We start from the raw sequence: 20,538 nt of genomic DNA, 5'->3' as shown, positions 1-20,538 counted from the left end.
CTGGCCGTTAAAGTGCGAGTTTGGCAGAGAATGCTGATATTTCTTGTGCAGCCTCTTCATGCCAGTACGAGATCACGCCTTGCGGCGCGCCGCAGTGATCCAGATCAGCGCAAGCACAAGCGAGGCGATCGCGTTCCAGCTGGCCATCGAGAGGCCCAACATCTGCCAGGCGACATCATCGCAGCGCACCATCGGTGCCGCCATAATTTGCTGCAGCAGGGCATCGGCGGACAAACCGTCGATCGCACCCGATGTGCAGGTTGTCGGACCTTCCCACCAACCCCGCTCGACCCCGGTGTGATAAACGCCGATGTTCGCGGATGTAAGGGCCGCCAGAGCACCGAAAATCGGCAGCAACCGGCTGCTCAAGAACAAGGCAACAACGCCTATCACCACCGCAACCATATGCGGATATCGCTGCAGGTAGCAGAGGTGGCATGGTGGCATCCCGCCGATGTACTGAAACCCTAGGGCGCCAATCAGAAGGGCAGCAGAACCGGCAGCAGCAATGAAAACCAGCAAATTTCTGCTCATAGGTATCGCACCAGATAGAAGCTGCCCACCAGCAGCACGATGAAGGCGGTAAAGACAAGGCCAAGCCGTTTCTCTATGAAAGCCCGTGCCGGGGCGCCAAAGACCCGCAGCAGGCCCGCTACAATGAAGAACCGTACGCCCCGCGCGATGATCGAGGTGACGATGAACGTGCCCAGCGGCATCGCAGTCCAGCCCGACATGATGGTGATCACCTTGTAGGGAAAGGGCGTTATTCCCGCAACCAGCACGGCCCAGAAACCGAAGTCGTTGAACTTTGTACTGAAAGTTTCCATCGCATCCCCTTTGCCCAGCGATTGCAGGATGGGCGCGCCGATCTGTTCATAAAAGAAATAGCCGATTGCATAGCCCAGCATCCCGCCCAACACAGAGGCGACCATCGCAACCCCCGCAATCAGCCAGGCACGGCTGGGCCGGGCGATAATCATCGGGATCATCAGCACATCAGGGGGAATCGGAAAGACCGAGCTTTCCACAAAGGCCACAAAGGCAAGCACCCAGAGGGCCTGTGGGTGGTCAGCCAATGACAGCATGCGGGAGTAAAGGCGGTGCAGCATCTGGCCCTCGTTCAGGTTTCTTCTGCCTCAGAGCACGGGGGACGCGGGTGGTCAAGCCTTGGCGGACCTCATGAATTGCGCGGGCAGCGATTAGGTGAGGCTGCGCGCTGACAGTTAGACGCAGGTTTGTCCTGGTGGTCGAAAACCTGTCGCACTTAACCTGCTTGACGGTCTGCCTGTAGGGACATAAACGGATTCCCGTGCGGGTGTGGCGGAATGGTAGACGCGAGGGTCTCAAACACCCTTTCCTCACGGAGTGCCGGTTCGAGTCCGGCCACCCGCACCAGATTTACCCTGCCTGCCACTTAATAGCGTTCCGGCGGGAAAGTCCTCTTTAGGGCTACGCTAGGCTGACCTCAATCGTACCTTCTCTTGGCGTGTCGAGGCATCTGGCGCCAGGCCAATCAATTGTATCGAGTTTAAGATTTATTTACCGAAACTGGCGCAGATTTGTCATTCACACAGTTCAGCGTGCGGGGAAGGCGATGAAGCTCATTCTGATAGTGATAGCGGCACTGTTCATTCTGGCAGATCGATCAGCATGGGCCACTACGGCATCATCATGGATATCAATGGCGCAAGAGATTGTCCCAGCCCAATGCCTCAACCGTGATATCTTAAGGCCTGTTAATGGTATTGCATCTCTAACCGACTTTGAACGCTGAACATCAGACTCTCTTTGGCAAGCACTTCACAAACTTGACCCCGATCCTGCGCACCTTTGCGGAATAGGTGCTGTCTATCAAACCGCCGTTGGCAGGGATTTGCACCGATGCTTCCAAGCGGGAACCAGCCTGTGCAGCACTATTCCAAACAGATCTGGGAAAAGAATTTGGGCAAGGGCCGCCCGGGTATCACACGAATACGCCTTGCACGCTTGGGCTGCGACGCATAGAAGACCCCGAATTCGGAACATATCGGGGCAATGGCTCCGGACTGAACTATGGGGTATTGCATGCAGGTCACCGAGACGCTGAACGAAGGTCTGAAGCGCGGCTACGCGATCACCGTGACAGCCGCAGAGCTGGACGCGAAGGTTGTGGAAAAGCTGTCCGAAGCGCAGCCGGACATCGAGATGAAGGGTTTCCGCAAAGGCAAGGTGCCGATGCCGCTTCTACGCAAGCAGTACGGTCAGCGCCTTTTGGGCGAAGCGATGCAGGAAAGCATCGACGGCGCCATGAGCGAGCATTTTGAAACCACTGGCGAGCGTCCCGCGATGCAGCCTGAGGTGAAGATGAGCAACGATGACTGGAAAGAGGGCGATGACGTCAAGGTCGAGATGTCCTATGAGGCTCTGCCGACCATTCCCGAGCTGGACCTGTCCGTCGTTTCGGTTGAAAAACTTGTCGCCAAGGCGGATGATGCCTCGGTTGACGAAGCGCTGGCAAATCTGGCCGAGACGGCACAGGATTTTGCTGACCGCGAAGAGGGTGCCAAGGCTGAAGACGGTGATCAGGTCACTTTTGATTTCCTCGGAAAGGTTGACGGCGAAGCATTTGACGGCGGTTCGGCCGAAGATTATCCGCTGGTCCTCGGCTCCGGCTCGTTCATCCCAGGCTTTGAAGAGCAGCTCGTCGGTGTGACCGCAGGCGAGGAAAAGGCTGTCGATGTCTCTTTCCCCGAGGAATACGGCGCGCCGAATCTCGCGGGCAAGGCTGCGACCTTTGATTGCAAGATCAAGGCCGTGAAAAAGCCGGTTGCCGCAGAAATCGACGATGAGCTGGCAAAGAAGTTCGGCGCAGAAGATATCGCCGCGCTCAAGTCCCAGATTTCAGAGCGCCTAGAGGCGGAATATGCTGGCGCGGCGCGTCAGGTTATGAAGCGTTCCCTGCTCGATTCGTTGGATGGTCTTGTCAGCTTTGACCTACCGCCGAGCCTTGTCGAGGCCGAAGCCAAGCAGATTGCGCACCAGCTCTATCATGAAGAGCACCCGGACGATCACGGCCACGATCACGGCGAAGTTGAGCCAAGCGATGAGCACAAGTCCCTTGCCGTACGCCGCGTGCGTCTGGGTCTGCTGCTGGCCGAGTTGGGTCAACAGGCCAAGGTGGAAGTGTCCGATGCCGAGATGACACAGGCGATCATGAGCCAGGCACGTCAGTACCCGGGTCAAGAACGTCAGTTCTTTGACTTTGTGCGTCAGAACCAGCAGATGCAGCAGCAGCTGCGCGCGCCGATCTTCGAGGATAAGGTCATTGACCACATCGTCGCTCAAGCTCAGGTGACCGAGAAAGAAGTCTCGAAAGAAGAACTCCAGAAAGCTGTTGAGGCGCTGGAAGACGAAGCGTAATTTATCGCATCATCGTTTTACAAAGGGCCGCCCTCTGGGCGGCCTTTTTCGTTTTTGAACCGTCCGATTGAAAATGGCAAAATCTGGGCAAACTGAAACGAAATTTCAATGGCAAAGGATCACAGTCCAACCAAACCCGCTGTCCCGGAAGAGGTATGGATGATCTGCAAACGATACGCTCTTGCCATGACGATGATGGGTTCGCTTTGGCTTCCCACTTCAGCACTGGCCGACTCTGCAACGCTTTTTGGTGGGAGTGGCTTCCTTCAGAATCGTCGGGCCTTTATCCCGCAGACCGCCCGGGCTGATCCACAGGAGGTGCCGCGTCGCGTGGCCAGCCTGTTTGCCGGACAGGAAGGCAGCAGTCTGTTTGCTCCCTGGCCGCAACGCTACCTGGCATCCGATTCACCGTTCGCATGGGGTCCGAACGCCACTGCAGCCGAGCGGATCCGCCATTTGATCGGCTATGCAGAAGCCGGGTCTCTGGGGTATGACGCGGTTCAGTATGGTGCCGTGCAAAAGCCAGCCAAACGGCCGACAAACATGACGCTTATCGAAATCTACCGCTGGATTGCAGACACCCCGGGGCAGCCGCATGCCATCGGGCGCTATCAGTTCATTCCCGAAACGCTCAAACGTGTGGTGGCCAAGACCGGTACCGATGTGGGTCAGTTCTTTTCACCCCAGCTGCAGGACCAGCTGGCGGATGTGTTGCTGGTCGAAGCGGGGTTAAACGACTTTCACGCAGGACAGATCGGCCAGCAGGCCTTCATGAACAATCTGGCGAAGATCTGGGCGGGACTGCCGACGTCATCTGGCAGATCCCATTATGATGGCTTTGCTGGAAATCGCGCAACGATGACATGGGATCGGTTCGACAAGGAAATAGCGAGCATTTTCCCGGGCTGAACGTTGCTGAGCGGGCAGGGAAGCGCCGTCAGGACATCGACCCTCTTTCCCAAAAGAAGGGGCCGCTCTGCAGTCCGTAAAAAAGCCGCGCGGGGTGGGCCCGCGCGGCTGACACACACCCGGAGGTGCGTGATGAGACTTCTGTCTCACTTCTCTTCGTCGTCGCCTTCGGAATCGTCGACGCGCGGCTGGTCGCTGTCGTCACCGTAATCGTCCATACCGGCAGCGCCGATATCGTCGAACAGCTCGGAGATTTCGAATTCAGCAGCAGCTTCTTCTTCGGCGGCGAGTTCCTGAATCGACTTGCCCGATGCCTGAAGTTCGGCTTCTTCGGGCGAACGCGCTACATTCAGCTCGATCACCACTTCGACCTCGGGGTGCAGGTTCACGTGTACGTCGTGAATGCCCAGCTCCTTGATCGGTGTCTTGATGATGACCTGTTTGCGGTCGATCGAAAAACCCTCCGCCGTAGCGGCTTCGGCGGCGTCACGGGTGGTAACGGAGCCGTAAAGGTTGCCGCCATCCGAAGCGGAGCGAATCACAACGAATTGCTGACCGTTGAGCTTGTCGCCCAGGGCCTGTGCTTCTTTGCGGGTTTCGAGGTTTTGCGCTTCGAGCTGAGCTTTCTGACCTTCGAATGCCTTGATGTTGGCAGCCGACGCGGTCAGTGCCTTGCCCTGCAGCAGCAGGTAGTTGCGTGCAAAGCCGGGCTTGACGTCGACGACGTCGCCCATCTGGCCCAGCTTGGCCACGCGTTCCAGAAGGATAACTTGCATGTCAGTCGCTCCTTATTTCACAGCGTAGGGCAGAAGGGCGAGGAAGCGGGCGCGCTTGATTGCACGGGCCAGCTCACGCTGCTTCTTAGCCGAAACGGCGGTGATGCGGGACGGCACGATCTTACCACGCTCGGAAATGTAGCGTTGCAGCAGCTTCGTGTCCTTGTAGTCGATTGCAGGTGCATTGTCGCCCGAGAAGGGGCAGACCTTGCGGCGGCGGAAAAACGGTTTTGCAGCCATGGTATAACTCCTTTTCTGACGTTACGCGCGACGTTCGCGGCGTTCACCGCCACGGTCGCCACGATCACCACGGTCGCCGCGATCCGAACGCTCGTCACGTTTCTGCATCTGGACCGAGGGGCCTTCTTCGTGCGCATCGACCTTGATCGTCAGAACGCGCATCACGTCGTCATGAAGGCGCATCAGGCGTTCCATTTCCTGCACGGCGGCTGCAGGCGAGTCGGTGCGCAGATAGGCGTAATGACCCTTGCGGTTTTTGTTGATCTTGTAGGCCATGGTCTTCACGCCCCAGTATTCACTTTCAATCAGCGTGCCGCCGTTGTCAGTAAGTACCGATGTGAAGTGTTCGACAAGGCCCTCGGCCTGTGTGTTCGACAGGTCCTGGCGCGAGATAAAAACATGCTCATACAGCGGCATGTGGTCTCCGATTCCATTGTGGCGCATTTCAAAGAGCAGGCTTTTACCCCTTCGCGCCTGCCCACGAGAGTCTGCGCGGTTCATAAACGTGCGAAAGGAAGGCTCCATATACACGGTTTCCCTTGGCGCACAAGGGCGGGGGCGCATGTGCAGCTTTATGCGGCCGAGTGTTCATTGCTCCACAGGGTCTGTGGGTTTTCATGAGGTTGCAAGACAACGCCAGCTGCAACATCTAGGCAGCGATAGCACCCAACACGGAGAAACACGTAATGAAACATCTTATGCTTGCCACTGCTCTTGCGACACTGCCCATGGTCGCCTTTGCCGCACCTGAAAAATACACCCTCGACAGCGGTCACAGCCAGATCGTCTTTAGCTACAACCACCTTGGCTTTTCCACAGGGACCGGCATGTTCTCGGGCTTTGAGGGTGAGATCATGTTCGATCAGGAAGATCCTGCAAACTCCTCCGTCACAGTGTCTATGCCCGTCACGTCGATGATCACCGGCTGGGAGCCGCGCTCCGAGCATTTCATGTCTGACGACTTCTTCGGCGCGTCCGAGGATAAGACTGTCACCTTCACTTCGACCGGAATCGAAGTGACGGGCGAGGACACTGCAAACATCACCGGTGATCTTACACTGAACGGCGTGACCAAGTCAGTTGTTCTGGACGCCACGCTGAACCAAGTTGGTCAGCACCCCATGGAAAACAAGCCTTGGGCCGGTTTTGAAGCCACAACAACCCTGCTGCGCAGCGACTATAACGTTGGTGCCTTTGCACCTTACGTCAGCGACGAGGTGCAGGTGCACATCTCGATCGAAGCGATGAAGGCTGAGTAGACCCAGAGCTTCATCATTTGATTCCAATTCCAAAGAAGACCCGACGGCTCTCCCGTCGGGTCTTCTGCCTTAATGTTTGTGGTTGTTCAGCGGTATGGGCGTCTTGCCAACCGACTCTTCAGAGGTGGGGGCTTTCACCACTGTTCGCGGGGAGATGAGAAATTAATCTATTTTCAACCAGAATTTGACATTTGTGCTTTGTGAGAGGCAAGTCAGACAAGACTTGGACACGTCCTGGTTGAAGCCGATCAAGTTAAGATCCTGTTTTTGCATTTTGACAATTTGTGGTTTTGCATTTAGGCAAAAATGCGTCTAAATGATGGCATGCCTTGTTGCGATGCATCCGAGAATCGAGGGTGCCAAGCAGTCTAGAGGTTGTGACTTATGTCTAGAGTTTCTTTTTTGAGGAAGACAAAATGAGATCGAGTATACGTGGTATCGCTTTGGCGGCGATCGTTTCATTGGCCCCGATAAGCGCCATGGCAGCAACAGTCGGCGGCGCATTATTCGACGGGGGGGCAACCCTTAATCCAAACAGCGGACTTGTCGGTTTTGTGGCTGCGCCTCAAGGTGACAATCTTTCAGCTGCAAATGGTGGTCAGGGATACATTGGGTCATTCACATCAGGTGGCGCTTTTGACCTTTTGGTCTCTTTTACGATAAACCCTTACAATGTCACAGGTGGCGTCATCCAAAACTCCATCGCTCTGGCGTATAGCATCGATAATGGTACGAAGATTCCTCTGACGATTTCAGCAGCGAACGGTTCTGGGTCAGCGTCGTTCTTGGCGTCTGTCGCGGACGGAACCTTCGTCCAATTGTTCGTTACTGGAGTAGCCAACACGAAGAACTTCATCGGCAACTTCATATACGCTACCGTTGTGACCCCCCCTCCTGCAACTGTGCCTTTGCCCGCTGCGGGCGCTCTGACATTGCTCGGCCTGGGTGGTCTTGCCGCACTTCGTCGCAAAAAGCGTGAAGCTGCTGAAGCGTAAAAGCGCTGACAGTTTTTGAACTTAGCGCTCTAAGATAGTCGAAAGGCTGGTCAGATAACTGACCAGCCTTTTTTAGTTCCTAGTCCGGGTGATCGGGCTCTACCTCTCAGGACTGCGTCCCTCGGGTTGCGGTCAGCTCTACAAGGACATCCGCATTGAAGCCAAGTTGACCGTCGTCGCTCATGGTATCACCTATCGCGTATTTGCGCCGGTCCAGCTTGGTGCGGCCTTGCATGTGGGCTGTATCTCCTTCCAGCGTCAGGGTGAAGGGCAGTGTTACCGGAACCGCTGTGCCGCGCAGGGTCAGTTTACCGTGCGCCTCATAGCCATCAGCGACCTTCATTATATCTGCGTCAAAGATAGCGGTCGGGAATTGCTCGGCCGCAAAGAAATCCGCGCCAAGCGCTTGTGAGGTGACCGATCCCAATTTCAGGGACCCGATGGCCACGGTAACTGTGACCTCACCTGCCTTGCCGGGGGTGTCACGTTCGTCGAAGGTGATGTCCGCCGTCCAGTCGGAAAAACTGCCGGTAACCTCGGATCCCAGCTGCATCACGGCAATCGTCAGACTGCCGTCCTCGACCTTCCAGTCGCTTTCCACCTGGTCGAGCGCCGCGATCTGAGCTGTGCTGCCCTCATGTTCGAATGCCCCAAGACCCGCGCCGACCCCAAGCGCAACGGCCCAGATGGTGAGAGCGCTTGCGATTGGCAAAAGAACTGCGTGACCATGGCGCGGGTTTCCGGCCTGGGCCGTTCCGGGCAACATCCTGCGGAGGGTTAAATCGCGGTCCATGAAATGATGCTTCAGCGCGCCGACAATGTGCAGGATCACCGAGATCAGCAACACGCGCTCAAACACAATGTGCAGTGCAGCGGTGACATCCGCTAGGCTTTCGGATTTCGGGATAAAGGGCAGGGATTGACCAAAGGGCCACCAGATTGGCGCAAATCCCGCAGTTGCCGCATGATGCATCCAGCCCGTCAATGGTACCAGAACCAGCGAGCCGTAAAGCAGCCAGTGCACCGTCTCGGCCAGCCAGCTCTCCAGGCGTCTTTCGGGATGCAGAGGGGCAGGCTTTGGCTGACTGAGAGCCCAGAGTATGCGTATCAGAGCGATGAAAAAGATCGTGACACCCAAAGTCTTGTGCGTTGAGAACAGCCAGGCCTTTTGTGCCAGCTGATCACTGGTTGCATAGGGGGCATCATTGGCAATGATGCCCAGCGGAATGGCCAGCAGAATGCCAAGGGCAGTCAGCCAGTGCAGGGTCTTGGTCACCCCTCCGAAACGGGTTGCGGTATTGGTCAAAGGCATGTGTGAAAATCTCCGGATCTGAGTTGGCCACCTTCTTAGAACATACGCGGATTGCAGCAATCCGCACAGCCGCACAGTCCCCCTGCGCGGCCTATGTCGGACCAAGGCACGTTGCACGCCGCGCAAAGGCCGGATAGGTCTGTGCCGCACATGAATAGAGGCAGGGAGGTCCCAGATGACCCGCGCATTCGTATTTCCCGGGCAGGGTGCCCAGATCATCGGCATGGGCCGGGATCTGGCAGACGCCTATCCAGCCGCGCGAGCGGTGTTCGAAGAGGTGGACGAAGCGCTCGGCGAAAAGCTGAGCACATTGATCTGGGAGGGCGAGGCTGAGGTGCTGCAGCTGACTCAGAATGCCCAACCGGCCTTGATGGCGACATCGCTTGCGGTGATGCGCGCACTCGAATCAGAGGGTGTTGAGGTGACATCAGCCGTCTTTGTGGCCGGGCACAGCCTTGGTGAATATTCTGCCCTTACGGCGGCAGGGGCGCTGAGTGTTTCGGACAGTGCACGCCTGCTGCGCGCGCGTGGACGCGCAATGCAAGAGGCCGTGCCGGTCGGTGTCGGCGCAATGGCCGCACTGCTCGGACTGGACTTTGCAACTGTATCCCAGATCGCGGACGAGGCGGCGGAGGACGAAATTTGCGCCGCTGCAAATGATAATGATCCCGCGCAGGTCGTGGTCTCCGGCCATCGCGCAGCCGTCGAACGGGCTGTTGAGCTGGCCAAGGCCAAGGGTGCTAAGCGGGCCGTGATCCTGCCAGTCAGTGCACCGTTTCACTGCCTGTTGATGGAGCCTGCCGCGCGGGTCATGGCCGAAGCGCTTGAGGCCGTGACGATCCACCCTCCTGTGGTGCCGCTGGTTGCCAATGTGACCGCAAGCGCCGTGAGTGAGCCGGATGCTATACGGTCCTTGCTGATCACGCAGGTGACTGGATCGGTGCGCTGGCGCGAATCCGTGATGTGGATGGCCAACGAAGGTGTGGACGAGATCTGGGAGATTGGCGCGGGTAAGGCGCTTTCTGGTATGGTGCGTCGCATCGCAAAGGATGTGGCGACACGGTCCATCTTGGCGTCCGCAGACGTACGCGCCGCAGTGGAGCAACAGGTTTGAACGTTGGGCGCTGATGCAAAACTTTTCAGAAAAGTTTTGCCTAGAGTTTTTCAGAAAAACTCTGGGGCGCACGCAGCAGAAGTTGAGAAAAAGGAAGTCAAATGTTTGACCTGACAGGAAAGTCAGCGCTGATCACCGGCGCCTCTGGTGGGATTGGCGGCGAAATCGCCCGCACATTGCACGCCGCTGGCGCCAGTGTGGGCCTGAGCGGCACACGGACCGAACCGCTGGAGGCGCTTGCGGCAGAGCTTGGCGAGCGTGCCTTCGTCCTCCCCTGCAACCTTGGCGATTCGGCATCTGTTGACGCGCTGCCCAAGGATGCGATCAAAGCGATGGGGGCGGTCGATATTCTTGTGAACAATGCGGGCATTACCCGTGACAATCTGTTCATGCGTATGTCTGACGACGAATGGCAATCTGTGATTGACGTGAACCTGACCGCGACCTTCAAGCTCTGCAAGGGGGTGCTGCGTGGCATGATGAAGGCCCGCTGGGGCCGCATCGTGAACATTTCTTCGGTTGTGGGCTCCACCGGCAATCCGGGTCAGGGCAACTATGCTGCCGCGAAAGCGGGCATGGTGGGCATGTCGAAATCTCTGGCCTATGAGGTCGCAAGCCGCGGCATAACGGTCAATGCCGTTGCCCCCGGTTTTATCACCACCGCCATGACCGAAAAACTGAGCGATGACCAGAAAGCCGCGATCCTGTCACAGGTGCCTTTGGGCCGTATGGGCGAGGCGCAGGAGATCGCAGCGGCAGTACTGTATCTTTCCAGTCCCGAGGCTGCATATGTGACAGGGACCACCTTGCATGTGAACGGCGGGATGGCCATGCTCTGACTTTGTGCCGCATGGCATCCAGTGAAGGAGTTGGGAAAGCGTTTGCCAACCTCTTTCCATGTGCTATAGGCGCGTCAGTTCCGGTTCGGGCCGTTAAAATGCGGTCTGGCTCCGGTCCCGCCTGGCGGGCAAACGAACCGCCCGAAAGGGCAAGACAGAAGCCACCCCGCTGGGGGCGAGGGCAAATCCGGGTGCAATGCACCCGACAGTTGAATGAGGATGACAGAATGAGCGACGTCGCAGCACGCGTGAAAAAGATTGTGGTTGAGCATTTGAGTGTGGAAGAGTCCAAGGTGACGGACAACGCCTCGTTCATCGACGATCTGGGCGCAGACAGCCTTGACACGGTCGAGCTTGTGATGGCTTTCGAAGAGGAATTCGGGATCGAGATTCCTGACGATGCTGCCGAAAACATCCAGACCTTCGGCGATGCGGTGAAATTTATCAGCGAAGCATCCTGATACGGATTCGGGCCAAAAGAGATTTGAAAACGGCGCGCCCGAAAGGGACGCGCCGTTTTCGCATGAGCAGATCATGACCGCGTTCCAGCAGCGCATGTTTGCAGAGGTTCAGAAAACAAATGCCCCGGAACATCCGCATTCGGGGTGTTCCGGGGCATTGTCTGCCTGACTGTGGTGCTTGGTCAGCCGTCGAAGTCGATCTCTTCCATCAGGCGCAGCGCGTCACCGCGCAGCGCGGCAAGTTCGATCAGATCGACGGGATCGGGCGTGAAATCCCCCCAAGAGGCGACAAGATCAGAGCGTGGTACGCCCGGCTTGACCGGGAATTCGTGATTGGCCTCAGCATAGATCTCCTGCGCTTCGGGGGAGGCGAGAAATTCCATGAATTTCAGCGCATCCTCGCGGTGCGGCGCGGCGGCCGTCATGGCCACACCAGAGACATTCATGTGAGTGCCGCCGTCGCTGAAGGTCGGAAAGATGATGCGCACGGAATTTGCCCATTCCGCCTGTTCGGGATCTTCCAGCATCTCACCCATGTAATAGGTATTTCCGAGGGAAATGTCGCATTCCCCGGCCCAGATCGCCTTGACCTGCGCGCGGTCGTTGCCTTGCGGTTTGCGCGCCAGATTGGCCTTGAGCCCAAGCGCCCATTTTTTGGCGGCGTCATACCCATCATGTTTTATGACGGCAGAGAGCAGCGCAAGGTTATAGGGATGGGTGCCCGAGCGTGTGCAGATGCGGCCCTTCCATTTCGGATCAACAAGGTCCTCGTAGGTCGTGACCTCACCATCGGCCACGCGGTCCTTGCTGGCATAGACGATACGGGCGCGGGTGGTGACGCCGAACCACTGGTTGGCGGGATCGCGGAACTGCGCGGGAATGTTGTCGTGCAACACGGCGCTGTCGACCGCTTGGGTGACACCGGCATCAACGGCCTGAGACAGACGGGCGATGTCCACGGTCATGATGATATCGGCTGGGCTGCGGCTGCCTTCGGCGCTCAGGCGCTCGGTCAGACCCTGGTCCAGAAAGACGATATTGGTTTCGATGCCGGTCTCGGCCGTGAAGGCATCAGCGATGGGCGCAATCAGGTCAGGTTGGCGTTGGGAATAAATGTTCACTTCGGCCAGCGCCGGTGTGGCTGCGATCAATGCCGCAAGGGCTGTGGTGATGCGTAAGGTCATATCTCTCTCCATCGGAGTTGCGGTGATGGAGGTGTTAAACCTGAGGGTTTTGGTTGGGTCAATGTCCGAATGAAACAGTCAGGAATAAGTCTGGCGTCTGAACCCAGAGCCTTTTCAGAGAAAACTCGGGCTCAGCCTGCGCGCTCTGCGGCTTTGGCCGTGTCCCACAGAGCGTCCATCTCTGCCAAGTCGCTGTCCTGCGGGCTGCGTCCCTGTATCGCCAGTGCCGCCTCTATGAAACGGAACCGCCGCATGAACTTTGCATTTGCGGCACGCAAGGCTTCTTCGGGGTCGATGTCCATATGACGGGCCAGATTGGCCATAACGAACAGCAGATCGCCAAATTCCTCTTTGGCGTGCTCGGCATCGGCCGCTTCTCGCAGCTCCTGTGCCTCTTCGACAATCTTGTCGATCACCTCGTCAGTGGTGGGCCAGTCAAAGCCGACCCGCGCCGCGCGTTTCTGCAGTTTTACTGCACGCATGAGCGCGGGCAGCCCCATCGCAACCCCGTCGAGCACGCCGGTTTCCTGTTTTTCGGCGCGTTCTGCGGCTTTGATCTTTTCCCAGTCCCGTGTCTGCTGCTCGGCGGATTTGTCGCGGGTCTCATCGCCGAAGACATGGGGATGACGCGCGACCATCTTGTCGGAAATCCCATTGGCCACATCGTCAAAAGTGAACATTCCGGCCTCGGTTGCCATCTGGGTGTGATAGACCGATTGCAGCAGAAGATCGCCCAGCTCGCTTTTCAGCTCATCCCAGGCTTTGCGCTCGATCGCATCGGCCACCTCATAGGCTTCTTCGATGGTATAAGGCGCGATCGAGGCAAAATCCTGTTCGATGTCCCAGGGACATCCGGTTTCCGGGTCGCGCAGGCGGGCCATGATTTCCAGAAGGCGCGGCATGCCGCCTTTGGGATCAAAGATAAGATCTTCAGACATTGCGGGGCCTTTCGATTTGGGTCAGGAGCAGCCATGCGACAGGAAACAAGGAGTGTCCAGCCATGCCAGTTGTGAACCGTATCGCCGACTATGCCCAGGATATGGTCGGCTGGCGCCACCATCTGCACCGTAACCCCGAACTGGGCCTCGACTGCCATCAGACGGCGGCCTTTGTCGCGGCGCGGCTGCGCGAGTTCGGTGTCGATGAGGTGCACGAGGGGCTCGCGGAAACCGGCGTCGTTGCGATCATTCGCGGGCAGGGGGCGGGTCCGGTGACCGGTCTGCGTGCCGATATGGACGCTTTGCCGATGGATGAGGAGACTGGCGCCGACTGGGCGTCCGAAGTGCCGGGACGGATGCATGCCTGCGGCCATGACGGGCACACGACCATGCTGCTGGGCGCGGCGCGCTATCTGGCCGAGACGCGGAATTTCAGCGGCGCTGTTGCGCTGATCTTTCAGCCGGCCGAAGAAACCACCGGCGGTGGGAGGATCATGGTCGAAGAGGGGCTGATGGACCGGTTCGGGATATCCGAAGTCTATGCCCTGCACACCGATCCCGCTGGTGCGCTTGGGGAATTTCGCACCACGCCGGGGCCGATCATGGCGGCGGTCGATGATTTTGAGATTTTTATCACCGGCAAGGGCGGACATGCTGCGCAACCGCACAATTGTCTGGATCCGATGCCCTGTGCGCTGGCCATCGGGCAGGCGCTGCACACGATCGTGTCGCGCAATGCCAATCCGCTGCAGGGAATCGTGGTGTCGCTGACCCAGGTGCATGGCGGATCCGCCATGAACGTCATCCCTGAAGAGGTGCGGCTGGCGGGCACCGTGCGCACCTTTGACCCCGATCTGCGCAATCTGGCCGAGGCGCGCCTGCGCACCATCGTTGAAGGTCAGGCGCTTGCTTATGGTGTCACGGCCCGCGTGTCGTACGAACGTAGCTATCCGCCGACGGTGAACCATGTGGATCAGACGGGCTTTGCCGTTGATGTCGCGCGGGGCGTCGGAGGCTCGGTCGTGGACGATCTTTCACCCGAAATGGGGGCCGAGGATTTCTCCTACATGCTGAACGCCCGCCCCGGTGCCTTTCTGTTTCTGGGGCAGGGCATCGGCCCGTCGGTGCATCATCCGAAATTCGATTTCAATGACGAGGCCGCACCCTTTGGCGCATCGTTCTTTGCACGGCTTATCGAGACCCGCCAGCCCCTGGGGCACGGCTTGCACCCATCCCGTGATGGTGGTTGAGTGGGCTCTGCGTCCTAAAGAAACCCTGACGCCTGCCAGTTCTTGGAGAAGCCCGATGCCCGTCATCAACCGCATTGCCGCTTATGGTGAAGAGATGACCGGCTGGCGGCGGCATCTGCACCAGCATCCCGAACTGGGGCTGGAATGTCATGAGACTGCGCGTTTCGTTGTAGAGAGACTGCGGGAATTCGGCGTCACTGACATCCATGAAGGTATCGCCACCAGCGGTCTGGTCGCACTGATCGAGGGCAACCGTCCCGGGCCAACCATCGGACTGCGCGCCGATATGGACGCCTTGCCGATGGAGGAGACGAGCGGTGTCGCCCATGCGTCGACCGTTCCCGGAAAGATGCACGCCTGCGGCCATGACGGTCACACCACAATGCTGCTTGGTGCGGCGCGATATCTGGCCGAGACCCGTAACTTTGCCGGGCGGGTCGCGCTGATCTTTCAGCCGGCCGAAGAGGGGGGTGGCGGCGGGCGCATCATGGTCCAAGAGGGGATCATGGAGCGTTTCGACATCTCACGGGTTTTTGGCATTCACAACTCGCCCGGCACGCCTTTAGGCCATATCCTGACCGCGCCGGGGCCGCTGATGGCGGGGACAGATGTCTTTCGCATTGATGTGCAGGGGTTTGGCGGGCATGCCGCGATGCCGTATCGCGCGCGGGATCCGATCATGGCGACAGTTTCGATCGTTCAGGCCCTGCAGACCATCGTCAGCCGCAATACCAATGCGATGGACAAGCTGGTGCTGACCGTGACGCAGATCCATGCCGGGACTGCAACCAATATCATTCCCGACACCGCGCAGATCGTGGGCACGGTGCGCAGCTTTGATCCGGCAGTGCAGGCGATGGTGATCGAACGTATGGAAGAAATCGTTCATCATCAGGCGGCCTCGCTTGGGATGAGTGCGACACTGCAGTATGAAAAGGGTTATCCGGCAACAGTGAACAACGCGGCCGAAGCCGCCTTTGCGGCCGAGGTGGCGCGGGAGGTTGTCGGCGCGGATCGGGTGGATGCAGACTGTGCACCCAAGATGGCTGCCGAGGATTTCGGTTACATGCTGCGGGCGCGCCCGGGGGCCTATCTGTTTCTGGGTCAGGGGGACACACCGTCGTGTCATCACCCTTCCTATGATTTTCAGGACGAGATCGCCCCTGTGGGCGCCTCTTTCTTTGTTCGGCTGGTTGAAAAGGCCCTGCCGCTGTAAACAAACGTGGGGGTGGCAGAGGCCGTATCCGGCGCCTGCCATCGCTTAATCAGGCGCCGGAAAGGGCTTTTTTACATGGCATTGGAAGACGCAAAACATCAGGTGGATCAGGCTTTTACGCGCGATACCTCGCGTGGGCTGAGTTACGAGAATGCCTTTGGCGGGGCACCGTCCTTTCTGCGCCGCCGCTATACCAAGGATCTGAAAGGCGTCGATGTGGCCGTGACCGGAATCCCGTTTGACCAGTCGGTGACAAACCGCCCCGGCTGCCGCTTTGGCCCGCGTGCCATCCGCGAGGCAAGTACATTGCAGCCCTATGATCCGCCATATGGCTGGGGCTTTGATCCGCTGGTTGATTTCATCGTCGTTGATTACGGCGATATGGCGTTTGACTATGCCAAGATCAGCGCCTTTCCCGCCACGGTGACCGATCATTTTCGCACCATCCTGGATGCGGGCGCGGCGAGTATCACCCTCGGCGGCGATCATTTCATCACCCTGCCTATCCTGCGCGCCTATGCCGAAAAATATGGCCCCGTCGCCCTGCTGCAGTTCGACGCTCATTCCGATTCCTGGGTGGATGACGATGCAGAGCGTATCGATCATGGCACATTCGTCTACAAGGCCGTGAAAGAAGGACTGATCATCCCTGAAAAATCCGTGGCCGTGGGCATTCGCACGGAAAATCCCGATACAATGGGGGTGAACATCATCGACGCCCCCGAAGTGCACCGCATTGGCGCCTCAGCCGTCGCCCAAAAGGTGCGCAGGATCATCGGCGACACGCCCTGCTATCTTACGTTCGACATTGACGGGCTGGACCCGGCCTTTGCACCGGGCACGGGGACTCCTGTATGGGGCGGGCTGAGTTCGGCGCAGGCGGCGGTGATCCTGCGGGAAATCGCCGGCCTGAACATTCTTGGCGGCGATGTGGTTGAGGTTTCGCCACCATACGATACAACCGGTGCCACCGCCGTGGCGGGGGCGCATGTTGCGATGGAGATCCTGTGCCTTTGGGCCTGGACCCGACGGAGATGAAATACGGGGCACAGGGTGGGACGGCGTCCCAACTTGGTTTTTGCGCGTCAGTCAGACGCGATTTTAAGGGGAAAAAGGCATCGTGCGTATGATATTCTGGAGCATTGTCCTGATTGTGGTGGGCGGTATCGCCTGGATTCGTCTGGCACCCTCGAACCCGGAGGTTTGGAACGTCGATCCCATGGTGACGGCTGATCAGGACCTTGCCGGCGGCGTGCGGCGGCGGCTGGACGGCGGGCGCGAGGCATTCGAGGCGCTTGACCGCATCATCCTCGCCACCCCCCGCACAGAGTTGCTGGCAGGGAGCGCGGCAGACAGCCGGATCACCTATATCACCCGGTCGAAATGGATGGCCTTTCCTGATTACACTACGGTCGAGCTGGATGGTGACCATGTGGAGCTGTATGCCCGGCTGCGCTTTGGCCAGTCCGACATGGGTGTGAACAAGGCACGGGTCGAAGGCTGGCTTGCGCAGCTAAAGGCCCAGCAGGGAAGCTGAGCATATCGCCCCACTGACGATAAGATGAGTGCCGGGCATATGTTGTCCGGCGCCCATCGTCTTGTCCAGACTGCTCGGGGTCTTGACCGACCGCGCCCAATAAGGGACAGAGCATCCTATGGTTCCCAATGACAGACTGATACAGATCCGCCAGCGCTTCGAGTTTCTCGAAGCCAAGTTGTCTGCCGGGGGCGGCGATCTTGCCGCTTTGGGCCGCGAATATGCCGAGCTGAAACCGGTGATGACGCAGATCGACGCCTGGGAGGCCCTGCAGTCCGGTATTGCCGAGGCCGAGGTGATGTTGCGCGAACCCGAGATGAAAGCTCTGGCCGAGGAAGAACTCTATTCCCTGCGCGGCACGGTCGCTGCCGCCGAAGAAGCCCTGCAACTGGCTCTACTGCCGAAAGATGCCGCCGATGCGCGCCCTGCCATGCTGGAAATCCGGCCCGGCACAGGGGGCGAGGAGGCCGCCTTGTTCGCAGGCGATCTGCTGCGCATGTATCAGCGCTATGCCGAAGCGCAGGGTTGGCGGGTCGAGATCATCGAGGAACAGGCGACCGAACTGGGCGGGATCAAGGAGGTCGTCGCCCATATCACCGGTCAGAACGTATTTGCCCGGCTGAAATACGAATCCGGTGTGCACCGTGTACAACGCGTGCCGACAACCGAGAGCGGCGGGCGCATCCACACTTCGGCGGCGACGGTGGCGGTGCTGCCCGAGGCGGAAGAGGTCGATGTGAAGATCGATGCCAATGACATTCGTATCGACACGATGCGCAGCTCTGGTGCAGGGGGGCAGCACGTCAATACAACCGATTCGGCGGTGCGGATCACCCATATGCCCAGCGGCATGGTCGTGACCAGTTCCGAGAAATCCCAGCACCGCAACCGAGAGATCGCCATGCAGGTGCTGCGCACCAAGCTGTTTGATCTGGAACGTCAGAAGATCGACAGCGAGAGGTCCGCGAACCGCCGCGCGCAGGTCGGGACCGGTGACCGGTCCGAACGCATCCGCACCTACAACTTTCCCCAGGGGCGGCTGTCTGATCACCGCATCAACCTGACACTCTACAAGCTTGATCAGGTGATGCAGGGCGATCTGGACGAGATCATCAATGCCTTGACGGCCGATGCCCAGGCCACGCTACTGGCCGAGATGGGGGCGTGACCGGATCAGAGCTGTTGGTTCTGGGCATACGTGCGCTGAACGCGGCGGAGGTGCCCGATGGTGCCAAGGACGCGCGCCGTTTGCTGGCCCACGCCCTGACGGTCGAAAGCGGGCGACTGACGCTGGTCCTGCCGGACCCGGTCACGCCGGAACAGACGGCTGTTTTCCAGAATCTGATAGCGCGGCGCGCGGCACGGGTGCCCGTGTCGCATCTGACGGGACAGCGGATGTTCTATGGCCGCACCTTTTGTGTCAGTGGTGATGTGCTCGACCCGCGACCTGAGACTGAAACTCTGATCGAAGCTGCGCTGGCACAGCCATTTCAAAGGGTTCTGGATCTGGGAACTGGCTCTGGCTGTATCCTTTTGACGCTGGTCGCAGAACGTGACGGTGCCACGGGCATGGGCGTCGATCTGTCAGAGGCAGCGCTGAGCGTCGCTGTTGCAAATGGCAGGGCGCTCAACCTTGCGCACCGCGTCGCGTTTGCACAGGGAAGCTGGTTTGCCGCCCTTCAGGGGAGCGAAGAGCGCTTTGATCTGATCGTGTCCAATCCACCCTATATCGCTGCGGATGAGATGGCGGATCTGTCGCCAGAGGTGCGGGACCACGAACCACGCATGGCGCTGACTGACGAAGGTGACGGGCTTGCCGCCTATCGTGCGATCATGGCGGACGCCCCTGAGCACATGAAGCCGGGTGGGCGTCTGATGGTCGAAATAGGGCCGACGCAGGGTGCTAAGGTCAGAGCGATGATGCTAGCGGCTGGATTGGCTCCGGTCGCTGTTTTACGTGATATGGATGGCCGGGATCGTGTGGTTTTGGGCGGGAAGCCGCGAGTTTAGGCATATCTCTGTTACAAAACTGCCGAATTTTTGTGTTTTTTGCTTGTGTGACGTGCCCGGACGTGTTTATTCAAAGAGGTCGAGACGGAGGATGCCCTTGGGCGGTCCCGCTCGACGCTAAGCCACACATTGAAGTGATCTGGTAGGCACGGTGCAGATATATAGCGCCAAGACGATCACAGGACAGTCACAGATAGGGCTGAAGCTCGAATATGAGATCATCAAAATCACGCTCGCGGTCCAAGAACAACCGCAATCGGTCGTCGACATCCTCTGTCGGCAACGTTGTCAATCGCGTCTTTGACAGCTCTGGCCCTGACGGAAAGGTGCGCGGCACGCCGCAGCAGATTATCGATAAATACAATCAGCTTGCGCGTGATGCGCAGCTGAGCAACGATCGCGTTGCGGCTGAGAACTTTCAGCAGCACGCTGAACATTATCTGCGCATGCTCAGCGAAGCGCAGCGCGAAATGGACCAGCGCCGCGAACAGCAGGAGCAGGAAAACCGCGACCGTCAGGCACAGCGGGATCGTTCCGAAAACAACAATCAGAATAATAACCAGAACAATTCGAATAACGGTGGTGGCCAGAATAACGGCAACAACGGCGGCCAAAATGGTGGCGACCAGAACAACGGTCAGCACAACGGTAATGGCCAGAACAGCAACGACGCTCAGAACTCTGGCGGCAACGATCACAACAGCGGCCCGCAAGCGGGAGAGAGCAATCCGCGTCCGCCGCGGCGTGCGCGGAATGAACAGCCCCGTTATGTTGCGCAGGATGTTGTTGATCTGTCCGAAGGGGCTGACGAGGACAGCGGTCTGGTCGAAACGCCCGAGAATGCCGCGCGGAACGCACCTGCTCCGATTCCTACTCCGGCCGCTCTGACAACGCCCGATCACGTTCCCGCAGAGCAGCCCGTGGCCGAAGAGGCCCCCAAGCCTAAACCCAAACGCAAGCCGCGCAAAAAGCCAGAGCCAAAGCCGAAGCCCGTGGCGGAAAACGCCGCTTCGGGTGACGCACCCTCTGGGGATGCTGGCCCGGGAGAAGGTTCCGCAGACGCGGCAGAATAACACCTTCGTCGGTGGCATGATCTTTG

The 20,538-nt window shown here is 58.7% G+C and carries 22 protein-coding genes and 1 tRNA gene; 15 read left to right on the top strand and 8 right to left on the bottom strand.

The annotated features are described in order from the left end of the window. Positions 1–72: 72 nt before the first annotated feature. Positions 73–534, bottom strand: coding sequence for a disulfide bond formation protein B (locus tag P775_RS26935; protein WP_099913878.1), 462 nt, complete (start codon positions 532–534; stop codon positions 73–75). Continuing rightward, positions 531–1,109, bottom strand: a complete 579-nt coding sequence (locus P775_RS26930; protein ID WP_099913877.1) for a YqaA family protein — start codon at positions 1,107–1,109, stop codon at positions 531–533. Before P775_RS26930 ends, P775_RS26935 begins: the two co-directional genes overlap by 4 nt. Positions 1,110–1,311: 202 nt before the next feature. Here P775_RS26930 and P775_RS26925 point away from each other — a divergent pair. The 3 genes from P775_RS26925 to P775_RS26915 all read left to right on the top strand — a co-directional run bounded on the left by P775_RS26925 (position 1,312) and on the right by P775_RS26915 (position 4,308). Next, positions 1,312–1,395 (top strand) — tRNA-Leu (locus P775_RS26925). A 669-nt stretch (positions 1,396–2,064) separates the two neighbouring features. Further along, positions 2,065–3,399, top strand: coding sequence for a trigger factor (tig, locus tag P775_RS26920; RefSeq protein ID WP_099913924.1), 1,335 nt, complete (start codon positions 2,065–2,067; stop codon positions 3,397–3,399). A 159-nt stretch (positions 3,400–3,558) separates the two neighbouring features. After that, positions 3,559–4,308: a lysozyme family protein gene (locus tag P775_RS26915; RefSeq protein WP_099913876.1), complete on the top strand. Its 750-nt coding sequence runs from the start codon at positions 3,559–3,561 to the stop codon at positions 4,306–4,308. Between the two features lie 146 nt (positions 4,309–4,454). Here P775_RS26915 and rplI read toward each other — a convergent pair whose 3' ends face one another. From rplI to rpsF, 3 genes are read right to left on the bottom strand one after another with little or no spacing between them, the layout of a single operon-like run. Beyond that, the gene (rplI, locus tag P775_RS26910; protein WP_099913875.1) at positions 4,455–5,084 is read right to left on the bottom strand and encodes a 50S ribosomal protein L9; all 630 of its coding nucleotides are present in this window, start codon (positions 5,082–5,084) and stop codon (positions 4,455–4,457) included. A gap of 12 nt (positions 5,085–5,096) precedes the next feature. Continuing rightward, entirely contained in the window at positions 5,097–5,324 is a 228-nt protein-coding gene (rpsR, locus tag P775_RS26905; protein WP_073249614.1) for a 30S ribosomal protein S18, read from the bottom strand. Between the two features lie 21 nt (positions 5,325–5,345). Further along, positions 5,346–5,741 carry a 30S ribosomal protein S6 gene (gene rpsF, locus P775_RS26900; protein ID WP_099913923.1) on the bottom strand — a complete coding sequence of 132 codons (396 nt, stop codon included), beginning with the start codon at positions 5,739–5,741 and terminating at the stop codon, positions 5,346–5,348. A 269-nt stretch (positions 5,742–6,010) separates the two neighbouring features. Here rpsF and P775_RS26895 point away from each other — a divergent pair, with 269 nt between their 5' ends. Continuing rightward, positions 6,011–6,583, top strand: coding sequence for a YceI family protein (locus P775_RS26895; RefSeq protein WP_099913874.1), 573 nt, complete (start codon positions 6,011–6,013; stop codon positions 6,581–6,583). 416 nt (positions 6,584–6,999) lie between these two features. Further along, positions 7,000–7,578: a VPLPA-CTERM sorting domain-containing protein gene (locus P775_RS27795; RefSeq protein ID WP_143521011.1), complete on the top strand. Its 579-nt coding sequence runs from the start codon at positions 7,000–7,002 to the stop codon at positions 7,576–7,578. A gap of 106 nt (positions 7,579–7,684) precedes the next feature. Here the strand turns inward: P775_RS27795 and P775_RS26885 are convergent, their stop codons facing one another. Continuing rightward, positions 7,685–8,890, bottom strand: coding sequence for a cytochrome b/b6 domain-containing protein (locus P775_RS26885; RefSeq protein WP_099913872.1), 1,206 nt, complete (start codon positions 8,888–8,890; stop codon positions 7,685–7,687). Between the two features lie 175 nt (positions 8,891–9,065). Between P775_RS26885 and fabD the strand changes: the two genes are divergently transcribed. The 3 genes from fabD to P775_RS26870 all read left to right on the top strand — a co-directional run bounded on the left by fabD (position 9,066) and on the right by P775_RS26870 (position 11,304). Beyond that, the gene (gene fabD / locus P775_RS26880) at positions 9,066–10,004 is read left to right on the top strand and encodes an ACP S-malonyltransferase (RefSeq protein ID WP_099913871.1); all 939 of its coding nucleotides are present in this window, start codon (positions 9,066–9,068) and stop codon (positions 10,002–10,004) included. A gap of 101 nt (positions 10,005–10,105) precedes the next feature. After that, the gene (gene fabG / locus P775_RS26875) at positions 10,106–10,843 is read left to right on the top strand and encodes a 3-oxoacyl-ACP reductase FabG (protein ID WP_099913870.1); all 738 of its coding nucleotides are present in this window, start codon (positions 10,106–10,108) and stop codon (positions 10,841–10,843) included. Positions 10,844–11,070: 227 nt separating this feature from the next. Next, complete coding sequence (locus tag P775_RS26870; protein ID WP_089269757.1) at positions 11,071–11,304, top strand: acyl carrier protein; 234 nt, start codon at positions 11,071–11,073, stop codon at positions 11,302–11,304. 182 nt (positions 11,305–11,486) lie between these two features. Here P775_RS26870 and P775_RS26865 read toward each other — a convergent pair whose 3' ends face one another. Both P775_RS26865 and mazG read right to left on the bottom strand, forming a co-directional pair. After that, positions 11,487–12,488, bottom strand: coding sequence for a Fe(3+) ABC transporter substrate-binding protein (locus P775_RS26865; RefSeq protein ID WP_099913869.1), 1,002 nt, complete (start codon positions 12,486–12,488; stop codon positions 11,487–11,489). 131 nt (positions 12,489–12,619) lie between these two features. Continuing rightward, positions 12,620–13,426 (bottom strand): nucleoside triphosphate pyrophosphohydrolase, encoded by an 807-nt coding sequence (gene mazG, locus P775_RS26860; RefSeq protein ID WP_099913868.1) that lies wholly within the window; start codon positions 13,424–13,426, stop codon positions 12,620–12,622. A 62-nt stretch (positions 13,427–13,488) separates the two neighbouring features. Between mazG and P775_RS26855 the strand changes: the two genes are divergently transcribed. The 7 genes from P775_RS26855 (at position 13,489) to P775_RS26825 (ending at position 20,512) form a co-directional block, all read left to right on the top strand. Next, a complete protein-coding gene (locus P775_RS26855; RefSeq protein WP_099913867.1) occupies positions 13,489–14,676 on the top strand; it encodes a M20 aminoacylase family protein in 1,188 nt (395 codons plus the stop codon). Between the two features lie 55 nt (positions 14,677–14,731). Further along, positions 14,732–15,892 carry a M20 aminoacylase family protein gene (locus tag P775_RS26850; RefSeq protein ID WP_099913866.1) on the top strand — a complete coding sequence of 387 codons (1,161 nt, stop codon included), beginning with the start codon at positions 14,732–14,734 and terminating at the stop codon, positions 15,890–15,892. Positions 15,893–15,967: 75 nt separating this feature from the next. Further along, entirely contained in the window at positions 15,968–16,930 is a 963-nt protein-coding gene (gene speB / locus P775_RS26845) for an agmatinase (protein ID WP_099913865.1), read from the top strand. An 88-nt stretch (positions 16,931–17,018) separates the two neighbouring features. Next, positions 17,019–17,429: a DUF1499 domain-containing protein gene (locus P775_RS26840; protein WP_099913864.1), complete on the top strand. Its 411-nt coding sequence runs from the start codon at positions 17,019–17,021 to the stop codon at positions 17,427–17,429. Between the two features lie 118 nt (positions 17,430–17,547). Beyond that, positions 17,548–18,597, top strand: coding sequence for a peptide chain release factor 1 (gene prfA / locus P775_RS26835; protein WP_099913863.1), 1,050 nt, complete (start codon positions 17,548–17,550; stop codon positions 18,595–18,597). Continuing rightward, positions 18,594–19,439: a peptide chain release factor N(5)-glutamine methyltransferase gene (prmC, locus tag P775_RS26830; protein ID WP_099913862.1), complete on the top strand. Its 846-nt coding sequence runs from the start codon at positions 18,594–18,596 to the stop codon at positions 19,437–19,439. Before prfA ends, prmC begins: the two co-directional genes overlap by 4 nt. A 212-nt stretch (positions 19,440–19,651) precedes the next feature. Further along, a complete protein-coding gene (locus P775_RS26825; protein WP_099913861.1) occupies positions 19,652–20,512 on the top strand; it encodes a DUF4167 domain-containing protein in 861 nt (286 codons plus the stop codon). The last annotated feature ends 26 nt before the right edge of the window (positions 20,513–20,538 follow it).

The organism is Puniceibacterium antarcticum, assembly GCF_002760615.1.
In the GTDB taxonomy this organism is placed as follows: domain Bacteria; phylum Pseudomonadota; class Alphaproteobacteria; order Rhodobacterales; family Rhodobacteraceae; genus Puniceibacterium; species Puniceibacterium antarcticum.
Note: the sequence above shows the minus strand (reverse complement) of the source record. Positions and strands in the feature narration are given on the sequence as shown.